The following is a 19,313-nucleotide window of genomic DNA, read 5'->3' on the forward strand; positions in this document are numbered from 1 at the left end:
ACCAGAACGACAAACCCTGACAATACCTCCACACTTCCTCCATTTTTACCCGCGTTTTTTTGGCTAAACTGGGTATATCATTCTTATTTTATGCGGGAACGTGCGATTCTGATGCCTTGTCCGCATGATTACAGGTATAGCGATACATGAAGGGTAAACGCAATGGACGCTTATTGCTCCTGATAACGACACTGCTGATCCTCCTTATCGGCGCGTTTTTCATATGGCGGCATGTCCGGGAACAGCCCGCCGCCGAACCCACCGCCGCCGCCCGGCCGGGCGCGGCCCGCCCCGAGACCGGGCGGCGTGGCGGCCGCGCCGGGCGCCACGCGCAAACGCTGTCGCCGGTGCAGGCGGCCACCGCGCAGTCCCGATCGGTGCCGCGGTTTCTCACAGGCCTGGGCACGGTGACCGCCGCCGGCACCGTCACCGTAAGGAGCCGGGTGGACGGCCAGCTGATGGCGCTGCATTTCGCCGAGGGCCAATGGGTCAAGGCGGGGACGTTATTGGCGCAAATCGATCCGCGGCCGTTTGAGGTGGCGCTGCTGCAGGCCAAGGGGCAGTTGGCGAAGGACCAGGCGACGCTCGCCAACGCCCGGCAGGATATGGCGCGCTACCAGCAGTTGGTCAAAACCAGCCTGGTCTCCCGTCAGCAGCTCGACACCCAGCAATCATTGGTGCGCGAGGCCGAGGGCACTTTGCTGGTGGACCAGGCGGCGGTGGCCAGCGCCGAGCTGCAACTGGCCTACAGCCGCATTACCGCGCCGATGGACGGCCGGGTCGGCCTGCGCCAGGTGGATGTGGGTAATTTTATCACCAGCGGCGATACCACGGGCATCGTGGTGCTGACCCAGACGCGGCCGATCGATGTGCTCTTTACGCTGCCGGAAAGCGATATTCCAAGCGTTATCGCCGCGCAGAAAACCGGCAACGCGCCCCTGATTGAAGTATGGGATCGCACCAATAAAACCAAGCTGACCGAGGGCGCGCTGCTCAGCCTGGACAATCAAATCGACGCCACCACCGGCACGGTAAGGCTTAAGGGCCGCTTTGCCAATGCCGACGACAGCCTGTTTCCCAATCAGTTCGTCAATATCCGCATGAAGGTCGACACCTTGCAAAACGCGGTGGTGATCCCCCCCGCCGCGGTACAGATGAGCAACGACGGCCATTTTGTCTGGGTCCTGAACGATGACGACCAGGTGAGCCAGCACCGGGTCACCACCGGCATGGAAGACAGCCAGCAGGTGGTGATCACCGCCGGCCTGCAGGCGGGGCAGCGGGTGGTTACCGACGGTCTTGACCGGCTGACCGAAGGGGTCAAGGTCGAGGTTATCGCCCCCGCCAGCACGCAGCCCGCCGCAGGCCCCCGCGCCCCCGCGCGCCGCGGGGAAAAATCCTGATGGAGTTGCTGCCGTCCAGCCATAGCGGCGGCCCCTCGCGCCTGTTTATCCTGCGGCCGGTCGCCACGACGCTGCTGATGATCGCCATCCTGCTGGCCGGTATCCTCGGCTACCGGACGCTGCCGGTGTCGGCGCTGCCCGAGGTGGATTATCCCACGATCCAGGTGGTGACGCTGTATCCCGGCGCCAGCCCGGACGTGGTCACCTCCGCCATCACCGCGCCGCTGGAGCGGCAGTTCGGCCAGATGTCGGGATTAAAGCAAATGGCGTCGCAAAGCTCGGGCGGCGCGTCGGTGGTTACGCTGCAGTTCCAGCTGTCGCTGCCGCTTGACGTGGCGGAACAGGAAGTGCAGGCGGCCATCAATAACGCCACCAACCTGCTGCCGGACGATCTGCCCAATCCGCCGGTATACAGCAAGGTCAATCCCGCCGATCCGCCCATTATGACGCTTGCGGTCACGTCGACATCCATGTCGATGATCCAGGTGGAAGATATGGTGGAAACACGGGTGGCGCAGAAAATTTCCCAGGTCAGCGGCGTGGGGCTGGTCTCGATTTCCGGCGGCCAGCGCCCGGCGGTGCGGGTCAAGCTTAACGCCCCCGCCCTGGCGGCCTACGGCCTTGACAGTGAAAGCGTGCGCACCGCCATCGACGCCGCCAACGTCAATTCCGCCAAGGGCAGCCTGGATGGCCCGCAGCGTTCGGTAACCCTGTCGGCCAACGATCAGATGAAATCCGCCGAGGATTACCGCCGGCTTATCGTCACCTGGCAAAACGGCGCGCCGGTGCGGCTGCGCGATGTGGCGACCATTGAACAGGGCGCCGAGAACAACCGCCTGGGCGCCTGGGCCAACCGTCAGCCGGCCATTGTCATGAATATCCAGCGCCAGCCCGGCGCCAATGTCATTACCACCGCCGACAGCATCCGCGCCCTGTTGCCTTCGTTAACCGCCAGCCTGCCGAAGTCGGTCACCGTCTCGCTGCTGGCCGACCGTACCGACAATATCCGCGCCTCGGTCAGCGATGTGCAGTTTGAACTGTTGCTGTCCATTGCGCTGGTGGTGATGGTGATTTACCTGTTCCTGCGCAATGCCGCCGCCACCATTATCCCCGCCGTGGCCGTGCCGCTGTCGCTGGTGGGCACCTTCGGGGTGATGTATCTGCTCGGATTTTCCGTCAATAACCTGACCCTGATGGCGCTGACCATCGCCACCGGTTTTGTGGTGGACGACGCCATCGTGGTGATCGAGAACATCTCCCGTTATATCGAACAGGGGGAAAAACCCCTGGCGGCGGCGCTGAAGGGCGCCGGCGAAATAGGCTTTACCATTATTTCCCTCACCGTGTCGTTGATCGCGGTGTTAATCCCGCTGCTGTTCATGGGCGATATCGTCGGGCGGCTGTTCCGGGAATTTGCGGTGACCCTGGCGATAGCCATCCTGATTTCGGCGGTGGTGTCCCTGACCCTGACGCCGATGATGTGCGCGCGCATGCTGAGCTACGAATCCCTGCGCCGGCAGAACCGCTTTACCCGCGCCAGCGAAAGGCTGTTCGAACAACTGGTGGCCGGCTACGGCCGCTGGCTGCGCAAAGTGCTGTTTCATCCCTGGCTGACGCTGTCGGTGGCGATTGCCATGCTGGCGCTGACCATTGTCCTGTACCTGGTTATCCCGAAAGGATTTTTCCCCACCCAGGACAACAGCGTGATCCAGGGCACGGTGCAGGCGGCGCAAAGCGTGTCGTTCAGCAATATGGCCCAGCGCCAGCAGGAGGTGCTGTCGGTCGTCATGCGCGATCCGGCGGTACAAAGCGTATCCTCGCTGATTGGCGTGGACGGCGCCAACGCCACGCTGAACAGCGGACGGCTGCAGATCAACCTCAAGCCGCTGGATAAGCGCCAGGACAGGATCGGCGTGGTGATCGAACGCCTGCAGCGGGCCACCGCCGGCCTGACCGGCATCCAGCTTTACCTGCAGCCGGTGCAGGACCTGACCATCGATACCCAGCTCAGCCATACCCAGTATCAGTTTACCCTGCAGTCCTTGTCCCTGACCGATTTGGGTAAATGGATACCGCCGCTGCTCACCCGGTTGCAAAGCCTGCCTCAGCTGCGGGATGTCAGCAGCGATTTGCAAGATCGCGGCCTGGAAGCCTATATCAAGGTGGACCGGGACAGCGCCAGCCGCCTGGGCGTCAGCATGGCCGATGTGGCGAACGCGCTGTATAACGCCTTTGGCCAGCGCTTGGTTTCCACCATCTATACCCAGGCCAACCAATACCGCGTGGTGCTGGAGCAGGATACCGACACCCTTTCCGGGCTCGCGGCGCTCGACGATATCCGCATCAGGGGCGCCGACGGCAATATGGTGCCGCTAAGCGCCATCAGCAGCGTACAGCAGCGCCTGGGCGCCTTGTCCATCAACCATCTCGAGCAATTCCCCGCCGCCACCGTCTCGTTCAATCTCGCCCCCGGGTATTCGCTGGGCCAAGCGGTGCAGGCCATTACCCAGGCGGAACAGGATCTGGATGTGCCCGACTCCGTGGCCACCCGGTTCCAGGGCAGTACGCTGGCGTTCCAATCGGCGCTGGAGAGCACCGTATGGCTTATCGTGGCGGCCATCGTGGCGGTGTATATCGTGCTGGGCGTGCTGTATGAAAGCTTTATCCATCCGGTCACCATCCTGTCCACCCTGCCCACCGCCGGGGTGGGCGCGCTGCTGGCGCTGATCCTGTCCGGCCACGAGCTGGACGTGATAGCCATAATCGGCATTATCCTGCTGATCGGCATCGTCAAGAAAAACGCCATCATGATGATCGACTTTGCCCTGGCCGCCGAACGGGAAAAAGGCATGACGCCCTATGACGCCATTTTCCAGGCGTGCCTGCTGCGCTTTCGCCCGATCCTGATGACCACCCTTGCCGCGCTGTTCGGCGCCCTGCCGCTGATGTTCAGCACCGGGGTCGGGGCGGAGTTGCGCCGGCCGCTGGGAATTTGCATGGTGGGCGGGCTGGTGGTGAGCCAGGTGCTGACATTGTTCACCACCCCGGTGATCTATCTGCTGTTCGACCGCCTGTCGCGCCGCGGCCGGGCCGTTGTCGATAAGCCGGAAACGACATGAAATTCTTCGCCCTGTTTATCTACCGCCCGGTGGCCACGCTGCTGCTGACGCTGGCGATTGCCCTGTGCGGGGTGATAGGCTTTCGCCTGCTGCCGGTGGCGCCGCTGCCGCAGGTGGATTTTCCGGTGCTGCTGGTCACGGCGTCCCTGCCCGGCGCCTCCCCCGAGACCATGGCCTCGTCGGTGGCCACGCCGCTTGAGCGGGCGCTGGGCCATGTGGCCGGCGTCAACGAGATGACGTCCACCAGCGCCCTGGGCACCACGCGCATTATCCTGCAGTTTGATTTTGACCGCGATATCAACGGCGCCGCGCGCGATGTCCAGGCGGCGCTGAACGCGGCGCAAAGCCTGCTGCCCAGCGGCATGCCCAACCGGCCGCAGTACCGCAAGGTGAATCCGTCCGACGCGCCGATCGTGATCCTGACCCTGACCTCGGACACCTACAGCCAGGGCCAGCTTTACGATATCGCGTCCACCCAGCTGGCGCAGAATATTTCCCAGATGGACGGCGTCGGCAATGTCACGGTCGGCGGCGGCTCGCTGCCGGCGGTGCGGGTCGAGCTCAATCCCCAGGCGTTGTTCAACCAGGGCGTGTCGCTTGACGAAGTGCGCGAGGCCATCAGCCAGGCGAACGTGCGCCGCCCGCAGGGGGCGCTGGAGGACAACCAGTCCCGCTGGCAAATCCGCACCAACGACGCCCTGTCTACTGCGCGGGAATACCAGCCGCTGATTGTGCACTACCAAAACGGCGGCGTGGTGCGGCTGCAGGACGTGGCCGACGTGCGCGATGCGGTACAGGATGTGCGCAACGCCGGCATGGTCAACAGCAAGCCGGCCATTTTGATCGTGATTTTCCGCTCCCCCGACGCCAATATCATTTCCACGGTGCAAAGCATACGGGCGGCCATCCCCGCCCTGCGCGCCTCGATACCGGCCGGCATCGAGATGAACGTGGCGCAGGATCGCTCGCCGACTATCCGCGCCTCCCTCGACGAAGTGGAACAGTCGCTGGTGATTGCGGTGGCGCTGGTGATCCTGGTGGTCCTGCTGTTCCTGCGCTCCTGGCGCGCGACGCTGATTCCGGCGCTGGCCGTGCCGGTGTCGCTGATCGGCACCTTCGCCGCCATGTACCTGTGCGGGTTCAGCCTGAATAATATCTCGCTGATGGCGCTGACCATCGCCACCGGTTTCGTGGTGGATGACGCCATCGTGGTGGTGGAGAATATCGCCCGTCACGTGGAATCCGGTATGAATCCCCTGGCGGCGTCCCTGCTGGGGGTGCGTGAAGTGGGTTTTACCGTACTGTCGATGAGCCTGTCCCTGGTGGCGGTATTTATTCCGCTGCTGCTGATGAGCGGCCTGCCGGGCCGGCTGTTCCGCGAGTTCGCCGTGACGCTGTCGGTGGCTATCATGATTTCCCTGGTGGTGTCGCTGACGCTCACGCCCATGCTTTGCGCCCGCCTGCTGGGCAGGGATACCGCGCGCGCCGCTAAAAAAACCGATCGGTTTACCGCCCTGCTGCTGCGGCTGCAGGGCGGCTACGCCCGTTCGCTGCACTGGGTGCTTAATCATGCCGGCTGGGTGCTGGTGCTGTTTTTGGCCACCCTGGCGCTGAATGTATGGCTGTATATCGCCATACCCAAAACCCTGATGCCGGAGCAGGATACCGGGCGGATACAAGGGTTTATCCAGGCCGATCAGAGTATTTCCTTCCAGGCGATGCGCGGCAAGCTGCAGGACTTTATGAAAATCGTGGCGGCCGATCCGGCGGTGGACAATGTCACCGGGTATACCGGCGGCTCGCGCACCAATGCCGGCTCGATGTACATCTCCCTGAAGCCGTTATCCGAACGCCGGGAAAACTCGCAGGAAATTATCGCCCGCCTGCGCGCCAAGCTTGCCCGGGAGCCGGGCGCCGATCTGTATTTGTCGGCGGTGCAGGATATCCGTGTCGGCGGGCGGGAGTCCAACGCCGCCTACCAGTACACGCTGCTGGCGGACGATCTGGCGGATCTGCGCGCCTGGGAACCCAAGGTGCGCCTGGCGCTGGCGGCGCTGCCCGAACTGGCCGATGTGAACTCCGACCAGCAGGATAAAGGGGCGGAGCTGGGATTGATCTATAATCGCGACGTGCTGTCCAGCCTGGGTCTGGCGGTCTCGGACGTCAATAATCTGCTTAACAATGCGTTCGGCCAGCGCCAGATATCCACCATCTACCAGCCCCTGAATCAATATAAAGTGGTGATGGAAGTGGCGCCGGCCTATACCCAGGACCCCAGCGCGCTGGACCACATGTTTTTGATCAACAGCGCCGGCCAGCCGATCCCGCTGTCGGCATTTGCCCAATGGCAACCGGCCAACGCCCCGCTGTCGGTTAACCACCAGGGACTGTCCGCTGCCTCGACCATCTCCTTTAACCTGCCGGAAGGCGTGGCGCTGTCCACCGCCTCCGGCGCCATCGAACGCGCCATGACGGAATTGGGCGTGCCCGCCAGCGTGCGCGGCACCTTCGCCGGCACGGCCAAGGTCTTCCAGCAGACCCAGCAATCCCAACTGTGGCTTATCATCGCCGCCATCGCCACGGTGTATATCGTGCTGGGGATCCTCTATGAAAGCTATGTTCATCCGCTGACCATCCTGTCCACCCTGCCCTCGGCGGGCATCGGCGCGCTGCTGGCCCTGGAGGCGTTCAGCGCCCCGTTCAGCCTGATTGCCATGATAGGCATCCTGCTGCTGATAGGCATCGTCAAAAAGAACGCCATTATGATGGTGGACTTCGCCCTGACCGCCCAGCGGCAAAGCGGCATCAGCGCGGCGGATGCCATTTTTCAGGCCTGCCAGCTGCGCTTTAGGCCCATTCTCATGACCACCCTGGCCGCGCTGTTCGGCGCGCTGCCGCTGGTGATCGGCAGCGGCGACGGCGCCGAGCTGCGCCAGCCCCTGGGCATTACCATCGTCGGCGGGCTGGTGGTCAGCCAGTTGATGACCCTGTACACCACGCCGGTGATTTATCTGTTTTTTGATAAATTGCGTCTGAAAGGGCGTCCGTCCCGCGCCGGCATCGTTATCCCCGAGCAAGAGTAACCGCGATATGCAATGGCATCCCTTTCATCATAACACCGCCCCCGCCGACCCCCGGCCCTCCGCCTCTGTGCACTGGCAGCTGTGGACGGTGGCCTTTGGCTTTTTTATGCAAACGCTGGACACCACCATCGTCAATACCGCCTTGCCCTCGATGGCCCATAGCCTGAAGGAAAACCCGCTGCATATGCATTCGGTTATCGTCTCCTATGTGCTGACGGTGGCGGTGATGCTGCCGGCCAGCGGCTGGCTGGCGGACCGGTTCGGGGTGAAAAAGGTCTTTTTCAGCGCCATCGTGCTGTTTACCCTGGGTTCCCTGCTGTGCGCGCGGGCCGGGTCGCTGCAGGAACTGGTGCTGTCACGGGTGGTGCAGGGCATCGGCGGCGCGATGATGGTGCCGGTGGGCCGCCTGACGGTGATGAAAATCGTGCCGCGTTCGCAGTATATGGCGGCGATGGCGTTCGTCACCATGCCGGGGCAGATCGGGCCGCTGATCGGTCCCGCCCTGGGCGGCTTCCTGGTGCAATACGCCAGCTGGCACTGGATCTTCCTGATTAACCTGCCGGTGGGGATTGTCGGCGCCCTGATCACCTGGCTGCTGATGCCGAACTACAAAATGGAAACCCGCGGCTTTGATATCGGCGGATTTTTCCTGCTGGCGGTGGGCATGGCCACCATGACCCTGGGGCTGGAAGGCCATAAAGGGCTGAATATCCCCCCGGCGTATATCGTCGGCCTGATGCTGACCGGCCTGCTGGCGCTGTTTGGCTACTGGCTGCACGCCAGGCGCAATGAAAACGCGTTGTTCAACCTGCGGCTGTTTGAAACGCCCACCTTCGCCATCGGCCTGCTCGGCAGCCTGCTGGGCCGCATCGGCAGCGGCATGCTGCCATTTATGACGCCGCTGTTTTTACAGCTCGGCATGGGCTACACCCCTTTCCACGCCGGGCTGATGATGATCCCGATGGTGATAGGCAGCATGGGCACCAAACGCATTATCGTGCAGTTGGTCAACCGCGCCGGTTATCGGAACGTCCTGACCGGCGCCACGCTCGGGCTGGCGGCGGTGAGCCTGGTGTTTCCGCTGGTGGCGCTGGCGGGCTGGACTTACGCCATTCCGGTGGTACTGTTTTTCCAGGGGGTGGTTAACGCCATGCGTTTCACCTCGATGAACACCCTGACGCTCAAGGATCTGCCCGATCCGCTGGCCAGCGGCGGCAACAGCCTGTTGTCGATGGTGATGCAGCTGTCCATGAGCCTGGGCGTGACCACGGTGGGCATCCTGTTGGGCTTGTTTGCCGGCGGTCAGGCGCCGCTGGCGACAGGCGATATCCACGGCGTGTTTATCGCCACCTATTTATGCATGGCGGTGGTGATTGCCCTGCCGGCGCTGGTATTTATGCGCGTACCGCCGGACACCTCGCCCAATGGGCTATTATCCCAAAGCGACCCGAAGGGCCAATAAGGCGTAAAAATGAAATTCGGCATTACCGCAAAGCTGTTCCTCGCCATTTTCGCCACCTGCATGTTGGTGGTGATTACCATGCACTGGGGCGTGCGCGTCAGCTTTGAGCGCGGTTTTATCGATTATATTAAACGCAGCAATAACCAGCGCATCGAGCTGTTAAGCACCGCGCTGGCCGAACAGTACCAGCTGCACGGCGACTGGCGTTTCCTGCGCAATAACGATCGTTTTGTCTATCAGCTGCTGCGTTCCTTTGAACAAAACCTGGACGAGGGCAAGAACCTGCCGCCCCACGGCCTGCGCACCCAGATCTGGGTGGTGGACGCGCAGCGGCAAAAGCTGGTCGGGCCGGGCGGCCCCCTGCCGGATGAAGGCCCGCGCCGTGCGATCAACGTGAACGGCACCCTGGTCGGCTGGGTGATGTCGACGCCGGTCGAGCGCCTGACACGCGATGCGGATATCAGTTTCGACGCCCAGCAGCGGCGCACCAGCTGGCTGATTGTCGCGCTGGCGGGACTGCTGGCGGCGGCGGTTACCTGGCTGACCGCGCGCGGCCTGCTGGCGCCGGTCAAACGGCTGGTGAGCGGGACCCATCAGTTGGCCGCCGGCAACTTTTCAACCCGGGTGGAGACCGGCACCCAGGATGAGCTGGGGCGGCTGGCCAATGACTTTAACCAGCTGGCCATGTCGCTGGAAAAAAACGACGCCATGCGCCGCGCGTTTATGGCCGATATTTCCCACGAGCTGCGCACGCCGCTGTCGATACTGCGCGGCGAGCTGGAAGCGCTGCAGGACGGGGTGCGCCAGCCCACCGGCGAATCCCTCGCGTCCCTGCAGGCGGAGGTCGCCATCCTGACCAAGCTCGTGGATGATTTGCATCAGCTTTCCCTCTCCGACTCAGGCGCGCTGGCCTATCGCAAGGACCGGGTGGACGCCATCCATATCCTGGCTATCGCCGCGGCCTCGTTTCGGGAACGTTTTGTGCTCAAAGGGCTGGACCTGACCCTGGCGCTGCCCGATAAGGCATGGATATTCGGCGATGCGGATCGCCTGACGCAGCTGTTCCTCAACCTGCTGGAAAACAGTTTGCGTTATACCGACGCCCCGGGCAGCGTGGCCGTCGAGGGATGGATACGGGAAGACAGCCTGACGCTGCGCTGGCGGGACAGCACGCCCGGGGTCGAGGATGACCAGCTTACGCAGATTTTTGAACGTTTCTACCGTACCGAGGGCTCACGCAATCGCGCCAGCGGCGGCTCGGGGCTCGGGCTGCCTATTTGCCAGAATATCGTCGAGGCGCACGGGGGACGCATATCGGCCGCGCATTCGGCTTCTGGCGGCCTGCAAATCACGGTACAATTACCCCTCGATCAACGGGCACCCAGGACTCTATGAGCGAACTCGACAGCGCGCCGCTAACCATCCTTATCGTCGAGGATGAGCCCAAGCTTGGGCAATTACTGGTGGATTACCTCCAGGCGGCGGATTATCGCACCCATTGGCTGACGCGGGGCGACGAAGTGGCCGACTATCTGCTGAAGACGCCGGCCGCGCTGGTGTTGCTGGATTTGATGCTGCCGGGCCGCGACGGCTTGTCGGTGTGCCGCGATATCCGGCGCTTTTCCGATGTGCCGATTATCATGATGACCGCCAAGACCGATGAGATCGACCGCCTGCTGGGCCTTGAAATCGGCGCGGATGATTATATCTGCAAACCTTACAGCCCGCGGGAAGTGGTGGCCCGGGTCAAGGCCATCATGCGCCGCTGCTATCGTCCGCAGGCCTGCGCGCCGCAGCCCAGTCCGTTAAAAATCGACGAGAACAGGTTCAAGGCCAGCTACCGCGATCTGGCGCTGGATTTAACCCCGGCGGAATTCCGCCTGCTGAAAATACTGGCCGGCGCGCCCGGCCAGGTCTTTTCGCGCGAAGCCCTGCTCAACCAGCTGTATGACGATTACCGCGTGGTGACCGACCGCACCATAGACAGCCATATCAAGAATTTACGCCGCAAGCTGGAAGCACTGGCCGACGATGTGGTGTTTATCCGCGCCGTCTACGGCATGGGCTATCGCTGGGAAGCCGAGCCCGGAGATTTAATTTAACCGATTCAGCCACGGTGACAGCCGCGATCGTCTCCTATACTTCATTTAGCGCGAAGGCGCCGTGCAACGTTGAGGAGGAGCCGACATGGCAACCGTACATTATGAGCTGGAAAAAGTGAAGAACGGGCATTTCATATTTAAATTAAAGGGTAATAACGACGAAATCATTTTATCCAGCGCCACCTTTTGCAGCAAGGCGTCAGCGGAAAATGCCATTCGTTTCGCCCGTTACAATGCCCCCGACGAGAATAACTACGAGCTGAAAAGCAGCCGGGACCGGCATGCGTATTTTATTCTGCGGGGCGGCAATTATCAAATCCTCGGCCAAAGCGGTCCTTACAATTCCGAAACCGCCGCCCGACGAGGCATCAAAGCCGCGATGGAATGCGCCGCCACGAAAGAGATCATGGATTTGACGGCCTGATCCGTTCCGCCGGGGGCGCATCCGGTGTCCCCGTTGCGATGAATTAACCCTGCCTGTTATCGGTTTTTGCTGATCTTTTCCCCGCCAGGGGCTAAAATCCCGTGCTGCACTGCCCCCGCAGGGGCAGCCTGACTTGACATCAGACGAGATTTATCATGTTTACTCCGGAATTACTCTCACCCGCCGGTTCGTTAAAAAATATGCGTTACGCTTTTGCCTACGGCGCCGACGCGGTCTATGCCGGCCAGCCGCGCTATAGCCTGCGGGTACGCAATAACGAATTCAATCACGAAAACCTGTCCGCGGGCATTCAGGAAGCCCATAGCCTGGGTAAGAAATTCTATGTGGTGGTGAATATCGCCCCGCACAACGCCAAGCTGAAAACCTTTATCCGCGATCTCACGCCGGTGGTCGAGATGGGTCCCGACGCGCTGATCATGTCCGATCCCGGCCTGATTATGCTGGTGCGCCAGGCGTTTCCGGCCATGCCCATCCATCTGTCGGTCCAGGCCAACGCGGTAAACTGGGCAACGGTAAAATTCTGGCAGCAGGCCGGACTGACCCGGGTGATCCTTTCCCGGGAACTGTCGCTGGAGGAGATTGCGGAAATCCGGGCGCAGGTACCGGAAATCGAGCTGGAAGTGTTTGTCCACGGCGCCCTGTGCATGGCCTATTCCGGCCGCTGCCTGCTGTCGGGATACCTCAATAAGCGCGACCCCAACCAGGGCGCCTGCACCAATGCCTGTCGCTGGGAATATAACGTGCAGGAGGGCAAGGAAGACGAGGTAGGCAATATCGTTCATCAGCATGAGCCGATCGCCGTTACCCAGGTTGAGCCGACGCTCGGCATCGGCGCGCCGACCGGCAAGGTGTTCATGCTGGAAGAGGCCCAGCGCCCCGGCGAATATATGAGCGCGTTCGAGGATGAACACGGCACCTATATCATGAATTCAAAGGATCTGCGCGCCGTCGCGCACGTGGAACGCCTGACGGCGATGGGCGTGCATTCCCTGAAAATAGAAGGCCGCACCAAATCTTTTTATTATTGCGCGCGCACCGCCCAGGTCTATCGCCGGGCGATTGACGACGCCGTGGCCGGCAAGCCGTTTGACGCCTCCCTGCTCAAAACGCTTGAGGGCCTGGCGCACCGGGGTTATACCGAAGGCTTCCTGCGCCGCCATGTCCATGAGGATCAGCAGAATTACGATTACGGTTATTCTGTTTCAGACCGCCAGCAGTTCGTCGGCGAATTTACCGGCGCCCGGCGCGACGGGCTGGCCGAAGTGGACGTGAAAAACAAATTCTCCCGCGGCGACAGCGTGGAACTGATGACCCCACAAGGCAATATCAGCTTTACCCTGGAACGCATCGTCACCGGCAAAGGCGCCGACGCCGACGTGGCGCCGGGCAACGGCCATAGGGTCTACCTGCCGATCCCGGAGGCTATCGACGTGCGCTTCGCCATATTGTTGCGAAACCTGCCGGGCACCACCACGCGTAATCCGCACGGCAGCGTCGCGGCGGCGGACAGCACCGCGGGCTGATCGTTCAACGAAATTCAGCATTGGTCATCCGGAAATTAGAATTGGGTCACAATACGTACCGGGGGCAAAGCGTATAATGCGCTTGCTGAATCAAAATGCAAAACAATGACCCAGCCTCACCAGGAACCACCTCTTTCGCCAGCTCATCCTCCCTTGAGCTGGCTTTTTATTTGGCGAAAAGCCCCTTCATGACGCATTATCATTTCTGTATGAAAACCCCTACTTCAAGGAAAGGCATTGATGCAATCAGCCATGGCAACCACTCCCGCCTCACTGCTTATCGTGAACGGCAAAAGCGCGGGTAACGAAGAGCTCAGACTGGCGGTGGAGCAGCAACGCGAAGCCGGTTTTCCGCTGCACGTGCGCGTTACCTGGGAGCATGGAGACGCGCAGCGCTACGTCGAGGAAGCCGTTCGCCTGCGGGTGGACACGGTCATCGCCGGCGGCGGCGACGGCACCATTAACGAAATCGCCAGCGCCCTGGCGCTGCTGCCGGCGGCGCGCCGCCCTTGCCTGGGTATCCTGCCGCTGGGCACCGCCAACGATTTTGCCCTCAGCTGCGCCATTCCCCAGGAGCTGGATAAAGCGCTGATGCTGGCCATTAACGGCAAGGCGGTGGATATCGACATCGCCCAGGTTAATCACGATCGTTATTTCATCAATATGGCCACCGGCGGCTTCGGCACCCGCATCACCGCCGAGACGCCGGCCAAGCTGAAATCCGCCCTGGGCGGCGCATCCTATTTTATCCATGGTCTGCTGCGCATGGATACCCTGAAAGCCGACAGCTGCGCAATCCGCGGCCCGGGCTTTAACTGGGCGGGCGAGGCGCTGGTTATCGGTATCGGCAACGGCCGCCAGGCCGGCGGCGGGCAGGCGCTTTGCCCGGACGCGCTGATCAACGACGGCCTGCTGCAGCTGCGCGTTTTCGCCTCGGAGGCGCTGCTGCCGATCCTCCTCAACAGCCTGACCAGCGATGAGCAAAACCCCCATGTCATCGCCGCTTCTCTGCCCTGGCTTGAAATCGAGGCGCCGCATGAGGTCACCTTCAACCTCGACGGTGAGCCGCTGAAGGGAAAAAAATTCCTGATTACCATCTTGCCGGCGGCGCTGGCATGCCGTCTGCCGCCCCTTTGTCCGCTGCTGGCCTAGGGGAACCGGCCATGTCGCCGCCAGTGATTTGATCTTACGCACATTTTCGACAGTCCGGGACGACACGCGCAAGAATTTGTATAACAACTTAGGGTAATCTATAGGCTATGTAGCTGTTTCAGGAAGTTATCATGCAAGCATTTTCACCCGCCCTGCCCGCGCCGCAAACGCTTTACTACAGCGCCGGGGAAGCCCATCCCCTGGAGACGCTGACGGAAAAAAGCCTGTGCGACATGGTCGAGGATATGAAAGTCACCCAGAGTGACAAAGAACATTATATTACCGGCTGGATGGGGCCCCACAGCGTGGTGGTTATCCATAACTACCGCGAAAAGCGCGGCACCTCCAACGGTTTTGTGTTGACCAAAGAGAACCAGTACCGGCTCAGCGTGCAATCCATTGAGTTCCGCATCCCAAAATTAATCCTTTGGCTGTCGCTGCGCCGCAATCCGCGCACCATGACGCTGATTACCTACAATACGCTGGGCGATATGGTCAGCCCGCTGATGCAGTTTCGCAATATGACCGATAAGCCGGTCAAGCGCATGCTGGAGCAGGACTGGCAGGCGCTTAACGACTATATCGGCATGGCCTGCTGGCAGTTGGAAAACGGCAATCCGCTGTGGCATCAGCTGCTGCAGACGTTAACGCCCGACCAGCTATCAGGCTTGATCAACGCGCCGGTGTTCAGCGAAAAACGACTGCAAAAAGACGGCGAGTACGAAGGTTTCTGGGCCGGGAATGTCTTTATCGGCCGCTGTCTCGGCCCTTATCCGGCGCTGCAATTATTATGGCGCGATGAAGACAACCAGATGCAGCCGGGGTATATCTATACGGCGGTACCGGAATACCGGGGCGGCACGCCCCTGCCGTCATTGCGCATCCGCCCGCACCGCGGCGAGAACAGTTATTTGCTCAACGCCTTCGACGCCCGGCATCTGCACGACGCCCGCTCGCTGCTTAACTTTGCCCAGGGCATTCTCACCGGAATGTCACCACCACTGGTGGAAATGATGGACCGGCCCGATCCCCTGCCCGACCTGTAGATCATCCGCATGTAGCAGCGCCTGCTGCAGCCAGGCTTTGGCCGCCGCGAGCGTTTGCGCCCAGTCGTCATGCAGCGGACGCAGGGCCGCCAGCGCGGCGGAGAGCGTGCAACCGGTGCCATGGGTATGCCGGGTGTTCACCCTGACGGCGTCGAAACGCCGTTCGTCCGTGGCGGTGATAAGCCAGTCGGGACTGGAGTCGCCATGCAGGTGGCCGCCCTTCATCACCACCGCCTGGCAGCCGTAGGCCAGGAGTTCCCGGCCCTGCCGGCGCATTTCCTCCTCGCTGGCGGCGGCGCGGCAGCCCAGCAGCGCCGCCGCTTCCGGCAAATTAGGGGTGATGATGGACGCCAGCGGCAATAAGACATCCCGCACGGCGCTCACGGCATCCGGCGACAGCAGGAAATCGCCGCTTTTCGCCACCATCACGGTATCGAGCACCACATAGGGTATGGGATATTGCCGCAGTTTTGCCGCCACCGTCCGCACGATGTCCGCCTGCCCGAGCATGCCGATTTTGGCGCTGTCGATACGCAGGTCCCCGAGCACGGAATCCAGCTGGGCGGCGACGAATTCAGCGCTGATAGGATAGATGGACTGCACGCCGCGGGTATTTTGCGCCACCAGCGCGGTGATGACCGTGGCGCCATAGGCGCCAAGCGCCGAGAAGGTTTTTAAATCAGCCTGGATACCGGCGCCGCCGCTGGGATCGGTGCCGGCGATACTGAGCAGGTTATGGCAGCGCTTCATGGTATATCCTCCTCCTGCAGGCCGTACAGCCGGTCGAGGAAGCCGACGGCAAAGCTGCCCGGACCCGCCGCGTCCCGGGCGGTTAACCGCCCGGCCAGCGCCATGATCCTGCAGGCGGCGGCCAGATGCTGCAACCGATCGCCCGGCAGGGCGCAAAACGCCGCCGCCACGGCCGATAAGGCGCAGCCAGTACCGGTGACGCGCGTCATCATGGCGTCGCCGTCGGTCACGGACCAGACCCGATCGCCGTCGGTGATAAAGTCCACCCGGCCGGTAACCGCGACCAGGGTGCCATAGTCCGCGGCCAGCCGGCGGGCAAAAGGCAGGGCGAGGCGGGAGTCGTCGGCGCTGTCCACGCCGCGGCCCAGGGCCGGCTGCCCGGCCAGCGCCAGGATTTCCGAGGCATTGGCGCGAATGGCGGCGGGTTTTAACGGCAATACGCCCCGGGCGAATTCAGTACGGAAGGTTAATGCGCCCACGGCCACCGGATCCAGCACCCATGGCGTGCCGGCCTGATTGGCCGACGTAATGGCGGCCATCATCGCCTCGGCCCGCGGCGCGGTCAGCGTGCCGATATTCACCAGCAGCGCATCGGCCATGGCGGCGAACTGAACCGCCTCACAGGGTTCGATCACCATGGCCGGGGCGGCGCCGACGGCCAGGAGCGCATTGGCGGTAAACGCCTGTACCACGTCATTGGTCATACAATGGACTAATGGCTTGCGCTGGCGCAGCAGGGTAAGGGAAGACGCGGCGGCTAAGCCGGGCAGTTCGGCAGGTTCGGTAATCATAGCGCTCCCAGCCGGCGCTGAGGAAGACGGACCCGGCGGGACAACAGGCCGTGACTTCCCTACGCTGGCATTATCCAGATCAGGTCATACGGGTAAAATCTCAGTCCGGCGCACAGCGGCGGACACCCCGAGTCAAGTGGCATGATTATCCGGCGGGCGGGAGAAAAGATCAATGGTGAGTTTGCCGGCGGAGCCTGGTCCCTCCGCCGGCGTCGATCTCATAAACACAATTATCAGCAGACTTAATAATAAGGCTATGAGCAGGGCCGCTGGGGACTGACCAACATCCGGCCGTAACAAACGTCCCCGCAGAATTGCGCACCCGTGGCGCCGGTGGGCGTCAACCACCACTGCGCACTGTCCCCGGCCCCCTCCAGGCGGGCAAATCCCGCCTCGGCCAGCGCGCTTAACCGCCCGGCCAGCCAGGGATCGTCTTTTATCGGCGGGGAAAAGCGCCAACGGGGCTCAGCATGACAAAACATTGGCTTATTATTCATGAGATCGATTAAAATTATTTTATGGAGATGCTCAGAGGAATATGCCGTTAATGAAAACAAAGCTAATAAATTAAAAAGACAGAATCTAATCATGCCTACCTTCAACAGCCAGAAGAATCACCGGGCAATGATAGCATCAAATTTCTCGCGGCAACGCCTGCATCTTAAACACTATATAAATGATTGCAAATATATTGGCAACGCTGTCCATTTTAAGCCGACAGCATAATAAAACTCCCACAGATGGACAGGGTTGTGATCGCGTTGCGCGAAATGATAAATGGATAGTTAACCAAATAATTTAAGTTCCGTGGCCCGGCTGATGGCATGTTTTGCATTCGTAACGCCTAGCTTATCAATAATATTTCTGATATGAAATTTTACCGTTCCCTCGCGTATTGCCAGGATGGTCGCGACCTCGCCATAGGTTTTTCCGACACTGGCCCAGAATAATACTTCTTTTTCCCGGGGAGACAGTGCCTGGACGTGTGATCTCTCGCCATGGGATGTGGCGTCGGGCAACGTATTTTGCATAAAGTTCAACACCTTATCATGAGTGCTAATCAGCAGCATCTGCAGTCTTTCTTTGTTTTGCTCAATAAAATGATAGAATTCCTCCTTTCCCTGGCGGTTGCTGATGCTTAATGTAGCCAGGTTGTTATCGCAATCATGCAACGTAAAAGTGTAGCCGCTGTCAAGCCGGTAATATTTTGACAGCCTGAAAAAGCTATGCTCTTGTATTATCGACGGATTATCAGGCCAAAAAAAAGGGGTGAATTTCCGGCAGGCGATGAGCATCACCGGGTCGATTTTTTGATAACCGTAACTGCGGTATTGATTCAGCCAGCCGCTGGGGTAGTCGGATATTATATAGGCTGGGAAGTTATCGCTTTTATTCATCATAAAGTAGGCAAAACAGAACGCGTTGGCGTTCTTGAATATCTGCTGAAGATAAAGTTTGATTTCTATTTTCATCGTTTGGATAAAGAAATCTTGATTATTCTCTAAGGGTTTTTCCATAAAATATGCCTGCCATATTAACTAACACTCATCATTTATTATCCATAAGGGGTAATAAAGAGCAGTTTCAACATGTAATACCGGTGGGATTTTGGATAATATAAGAGGCAGGCTATGGATGCAACCTCTAACAGTTTTATCAATCATTGCGGCGTTAATGACTGCCGCCCAGGGCTTGCGCCACCCTCATACCGGTGTTTAAGACGGTGTATCCTCAGCGGCATCCCGCGTTTATATTAATCTAGTTTAAGCTTCAGCTAGATGCGACCGGATAATAATCGCGATCGCCTGCCGGCGGACCGCACCGCGCCGGCACCGCATCCTTTACCGCCTGGAAATAATAAGCACAATATTATTTATTCCATCTATAAGTTAAACTTGATACTGAGAAGGTAACAAATCAATAAGTTAACTAAGGTTTAAGATGAAAAAAGAGGATGTGGTTGTCAGGGATTACCGGGAAGCGGATCGTCCTTTTCTGCGTACTCTCTATCTGTCGGCACGCAAGACCGGCTGGACCTGGCTTGATAACCGTCAGTGGCGGCTGGAGGATTTTGACGGCGCCACGTTCGATGAAAAGATCATCGTCGCCGAAATACAGGGCCATATTGCCGGTTTTGCCTCGCTTTGGCTGCCGGACAGCTTTTTGCATAATTTGTTTGTCGATCCTGCCTGGCAGCGCCGCGGGGTAGCCACCGCGCTGCTGACGGCGTGCTATCCGCTCTGCCGCGGCACCATGGCGCTTAAATGCCTGCAGGAGAATGTGGGTGCGCAGCAATTCTATCTGCGTCACGGCTGGACGATTATCTCATCCGGTGTTTCCGAGCACGGCAAATATTATCTGATGCACCGCAGGATCCGGCAGCAGTAGCCAGGCGCGCCCGCGCCGCGTTTTCGTGGCCGCTGCCCCCGTCTTGGGG

General features: G+C 60.5%; 15 protein-coding genes and 1 riboswitch. Of the genes, 11 read left to right on the forward strand and 4 right to left on the reverse strand.

The features are described from left to right. The first annotated feature begins 146 nt into the window (after positions 1-146). From ACL2XQ_RS19110 to ACL2XQ_RS19155, 10 genes are all read left to right on the forward strand, one after another. Complete coding sequence (locus tag ACL2XQ_RS19110; RefSeq protein WP_410014061.1) at positions 147-1,403, forward strand: MdtA/MuxA family multidrug efflux RND transporter periplasmic adaptor subunit; 1,257 nt, start codon at positions 147-149, stop codon at positions 1,401-1,403. Then, positions 1,403-4,522, forward strand: a complete 3,120-nt coding sequence (locus tag ACL2XQ_RS19115) for an MdtB/MuxB family multidrug efflux RND transporter permease subunit (protein ID WP_413727886.1) — start codon at positions 1,403-1,405, stop codon at positions 4,520-4,522. Before ACL2XQ_RS19110 ends, ACL2XQ_RS19115 begins: the two co-directional genes overlap by 1 nt. Continuing rightward, positions 4,519-7,605 (forward strand): multidrug efflux RND transporter permease subunit MdtC, encoded by a 3,087-nt coding sequence (gene mdtC, locus ACL2XQ_RS19120; RefSeq protein WP_413739557.1) that lies wholly within the window; start codon positions 4,519-4,521, stop codon positions 7,603-7,605. The genes ACL2XQ_RS19115 and mdtC overlap by 4 nt, the downstream gene beginning before the upstream one ends. 7 nt (positions 7,606-7,612) lie before the next feature. After that, positions 7,613-9,067, forward strand: a complete 1,455-nt coding sequence (gene mdtD, locus ACL2XQ_RS19125; protein WP_413721146.1) for a multidrug transporter subunit MdtD — start codon at positions 7,613-7,615, stop codon at positions 9,065-9,067. Between the two features lie 9 nt (positions 9,068-9,076). Continuing rightward, the gene (gene baeS, locus ACL2XQ_RS19130; protein WP_413721147.1) at positions 9,077-10,462 is read left to right on the forward strand and encodes a two-component system sensor histidine kinase BaeS; all 1,386 of its coding nucleotides are present in this window, start codon (positions 9,077-9,079) and stop codon (positions 10,460-10,462) included. After that, positions 10,459-11,169 carry a two-component system response regulator BaeR gene (baeR, locus tag ACL2XQ_RS19135; RefSeq protein WP_410014056.1) on the forward strand — a complete coding sequence of 237 codons (711 nt, stop codon included), beginning with the start codon at positions 10,459-10,461 and terminating at the stop codon, positions 11,167-11,169. The genes baeS and baeR overlap by 4 nt, the downstream gene beginning before the upstream one ends. Positions 11,170-11,254: 85 nt before the next feature. Then, positions 11,255-11,593 carry a YegP family protein gene (locus ACL2XQ_RS19140; protein WP_410014055.1) on the forward strand — a complete coding sequence of 113 codons (339 nt, stop codon included), beginning with the start codon at positions 11,255-11,257 and terminating at the stop codon, positions 11,591-11,593. 155 nt (positions 11,594-11,748) lie between these two features. Continuing rightward, the gene (gene yegQ / locus ACL2XQ_RS19145; protein ID WP_413732186.1) at positions 11,749-13,137 is read left to right on the forward strand and encodes a tRNA 5-hydroxyuridine modification protein YegQ; all 1,389 of its coding nucleotides are present in this window, start codon (positions 11,749-11,751) and stop codon (positions 13,135-13,137) included. Positions 13,138-13,389: 252 nt separating this feature from the next. After that, positions 13,390-14,289 (forward strand): lipid kinase YegS, encoded by a 900-nt coding sequence (gene yegS / locus ACL2XQ_RS19150; protein WP_410016752.1) that lies wholly within the window; start codon positions 13,390-13,392, stop codon positions 14,287-14,289. Positions 14,290-14,420: 131 nt separating this feature from the next. Further along, complete coding sequence (locus tag ACL2XQ_RS19155) at positions 14,421-15,335, forward strand: hypothetical protein (RefSeq protein ID WP_413732185.1); 915 nt, start codon at positions 14,421-14,423, stop codon at positions 15,333-15,335. Here the strand turns inward: ACL2XQ_RS19155 and thiD are convergent. The 4 genes from thiD to ACL2XQ_RS19175 all read right to left on the reverse strand — a co-directional run bounded on the left by thiD (position 15,282) and on the right by ACL2XQ_RS19175 (position 18,393). Further along, complete coding sequence (thiD, locus tag ACL2XQ_RS19160) at positions 15,282-16,085, reverse strand: bifunctional hydroxymethylpyrimidine kinase/phosphomethylpyrimidine kinase (RefSeq protein WP_410014052.1); 804 nt, start codon at positions 16,083-16,085, stop codon at positions 15,282-15,284. The two genes, ACL2XQ_RS19155 and thiD, sit on opposite strands and share 54 nt — an antisense overlap. After that, positions 16,082-16,876 (reverse strand): hydroxyethylthiazole kinase, encoded by a 795-nt coding sequence (thiM, locus tag ACL2XQ_RS19165; protein WP_413721150.1) that lies wholly within the window; start codon positions 16,874-16,876, stop codon positions 16,082-16,084. The genes thiD and thiM overlap by 4 nt, the downstream gene beginning before the upstream one ends. A gap of 39 nt (positions 16,877-16,915) precedes the next feature. Then, positions 16,916-17,016, reverse strand: a riboswitch (TPP riboswitch). Positions 17,017-17,130: 114 nt separating this feature from the next. After that, positions 17,131-17,358, reverse strand: a complete 228-nt coding sequence (locus ACL2XQ_RS19170) for a hypothetical protein (RefSeq protein WP_410014050.1) — start codon at positions 17,356-17,358, stop codon at positions 17,131-17,133. A 303-nt stretch (positions 17,359-17,661) separates the two neighbouring features. Beyond that, on the reverse strand, positions 17,662-18,393 hold the full coding sequence (locus tag ACL2XQ_RS19175) for a helix-turn-helix transcriptional regulator (protein WP_413739558.1): 732 nt from the start codon (positions 18,391-18,393) through the stop codon (positions 17,662-17,664). A 424-nt stretch (positions 18,394-18,817) separates the two neighbouring features. Here ACL2XQ_RS19175 and ACL2XQ_RS19180 point away from each other — a divergent pair, with 424 nt between their 5' ends. Further along, a complete protein-coding gene (locus tag ACL2XQ_RS19180; RefSeq protein WP_413721152.1) occupies positions 18,818-19,264 on the forward strand; it encodes an N-acetyltransferase family protein in 447 nt (148 codons plus the stop codon). The last annotated feature ends 49 nt before the right edge of the window (positions 19,265-19,313 follow it).

The organism is Sodalis sp. RH14 (assembly GCF_047324285.1).
In the GTDB taxonomy this organism is placed as follows: Bacteria; Pseudomonadota; Gammaproteobacteria; order Enterobacterales; family Enterobacteriaceae; genus Acerihabitans.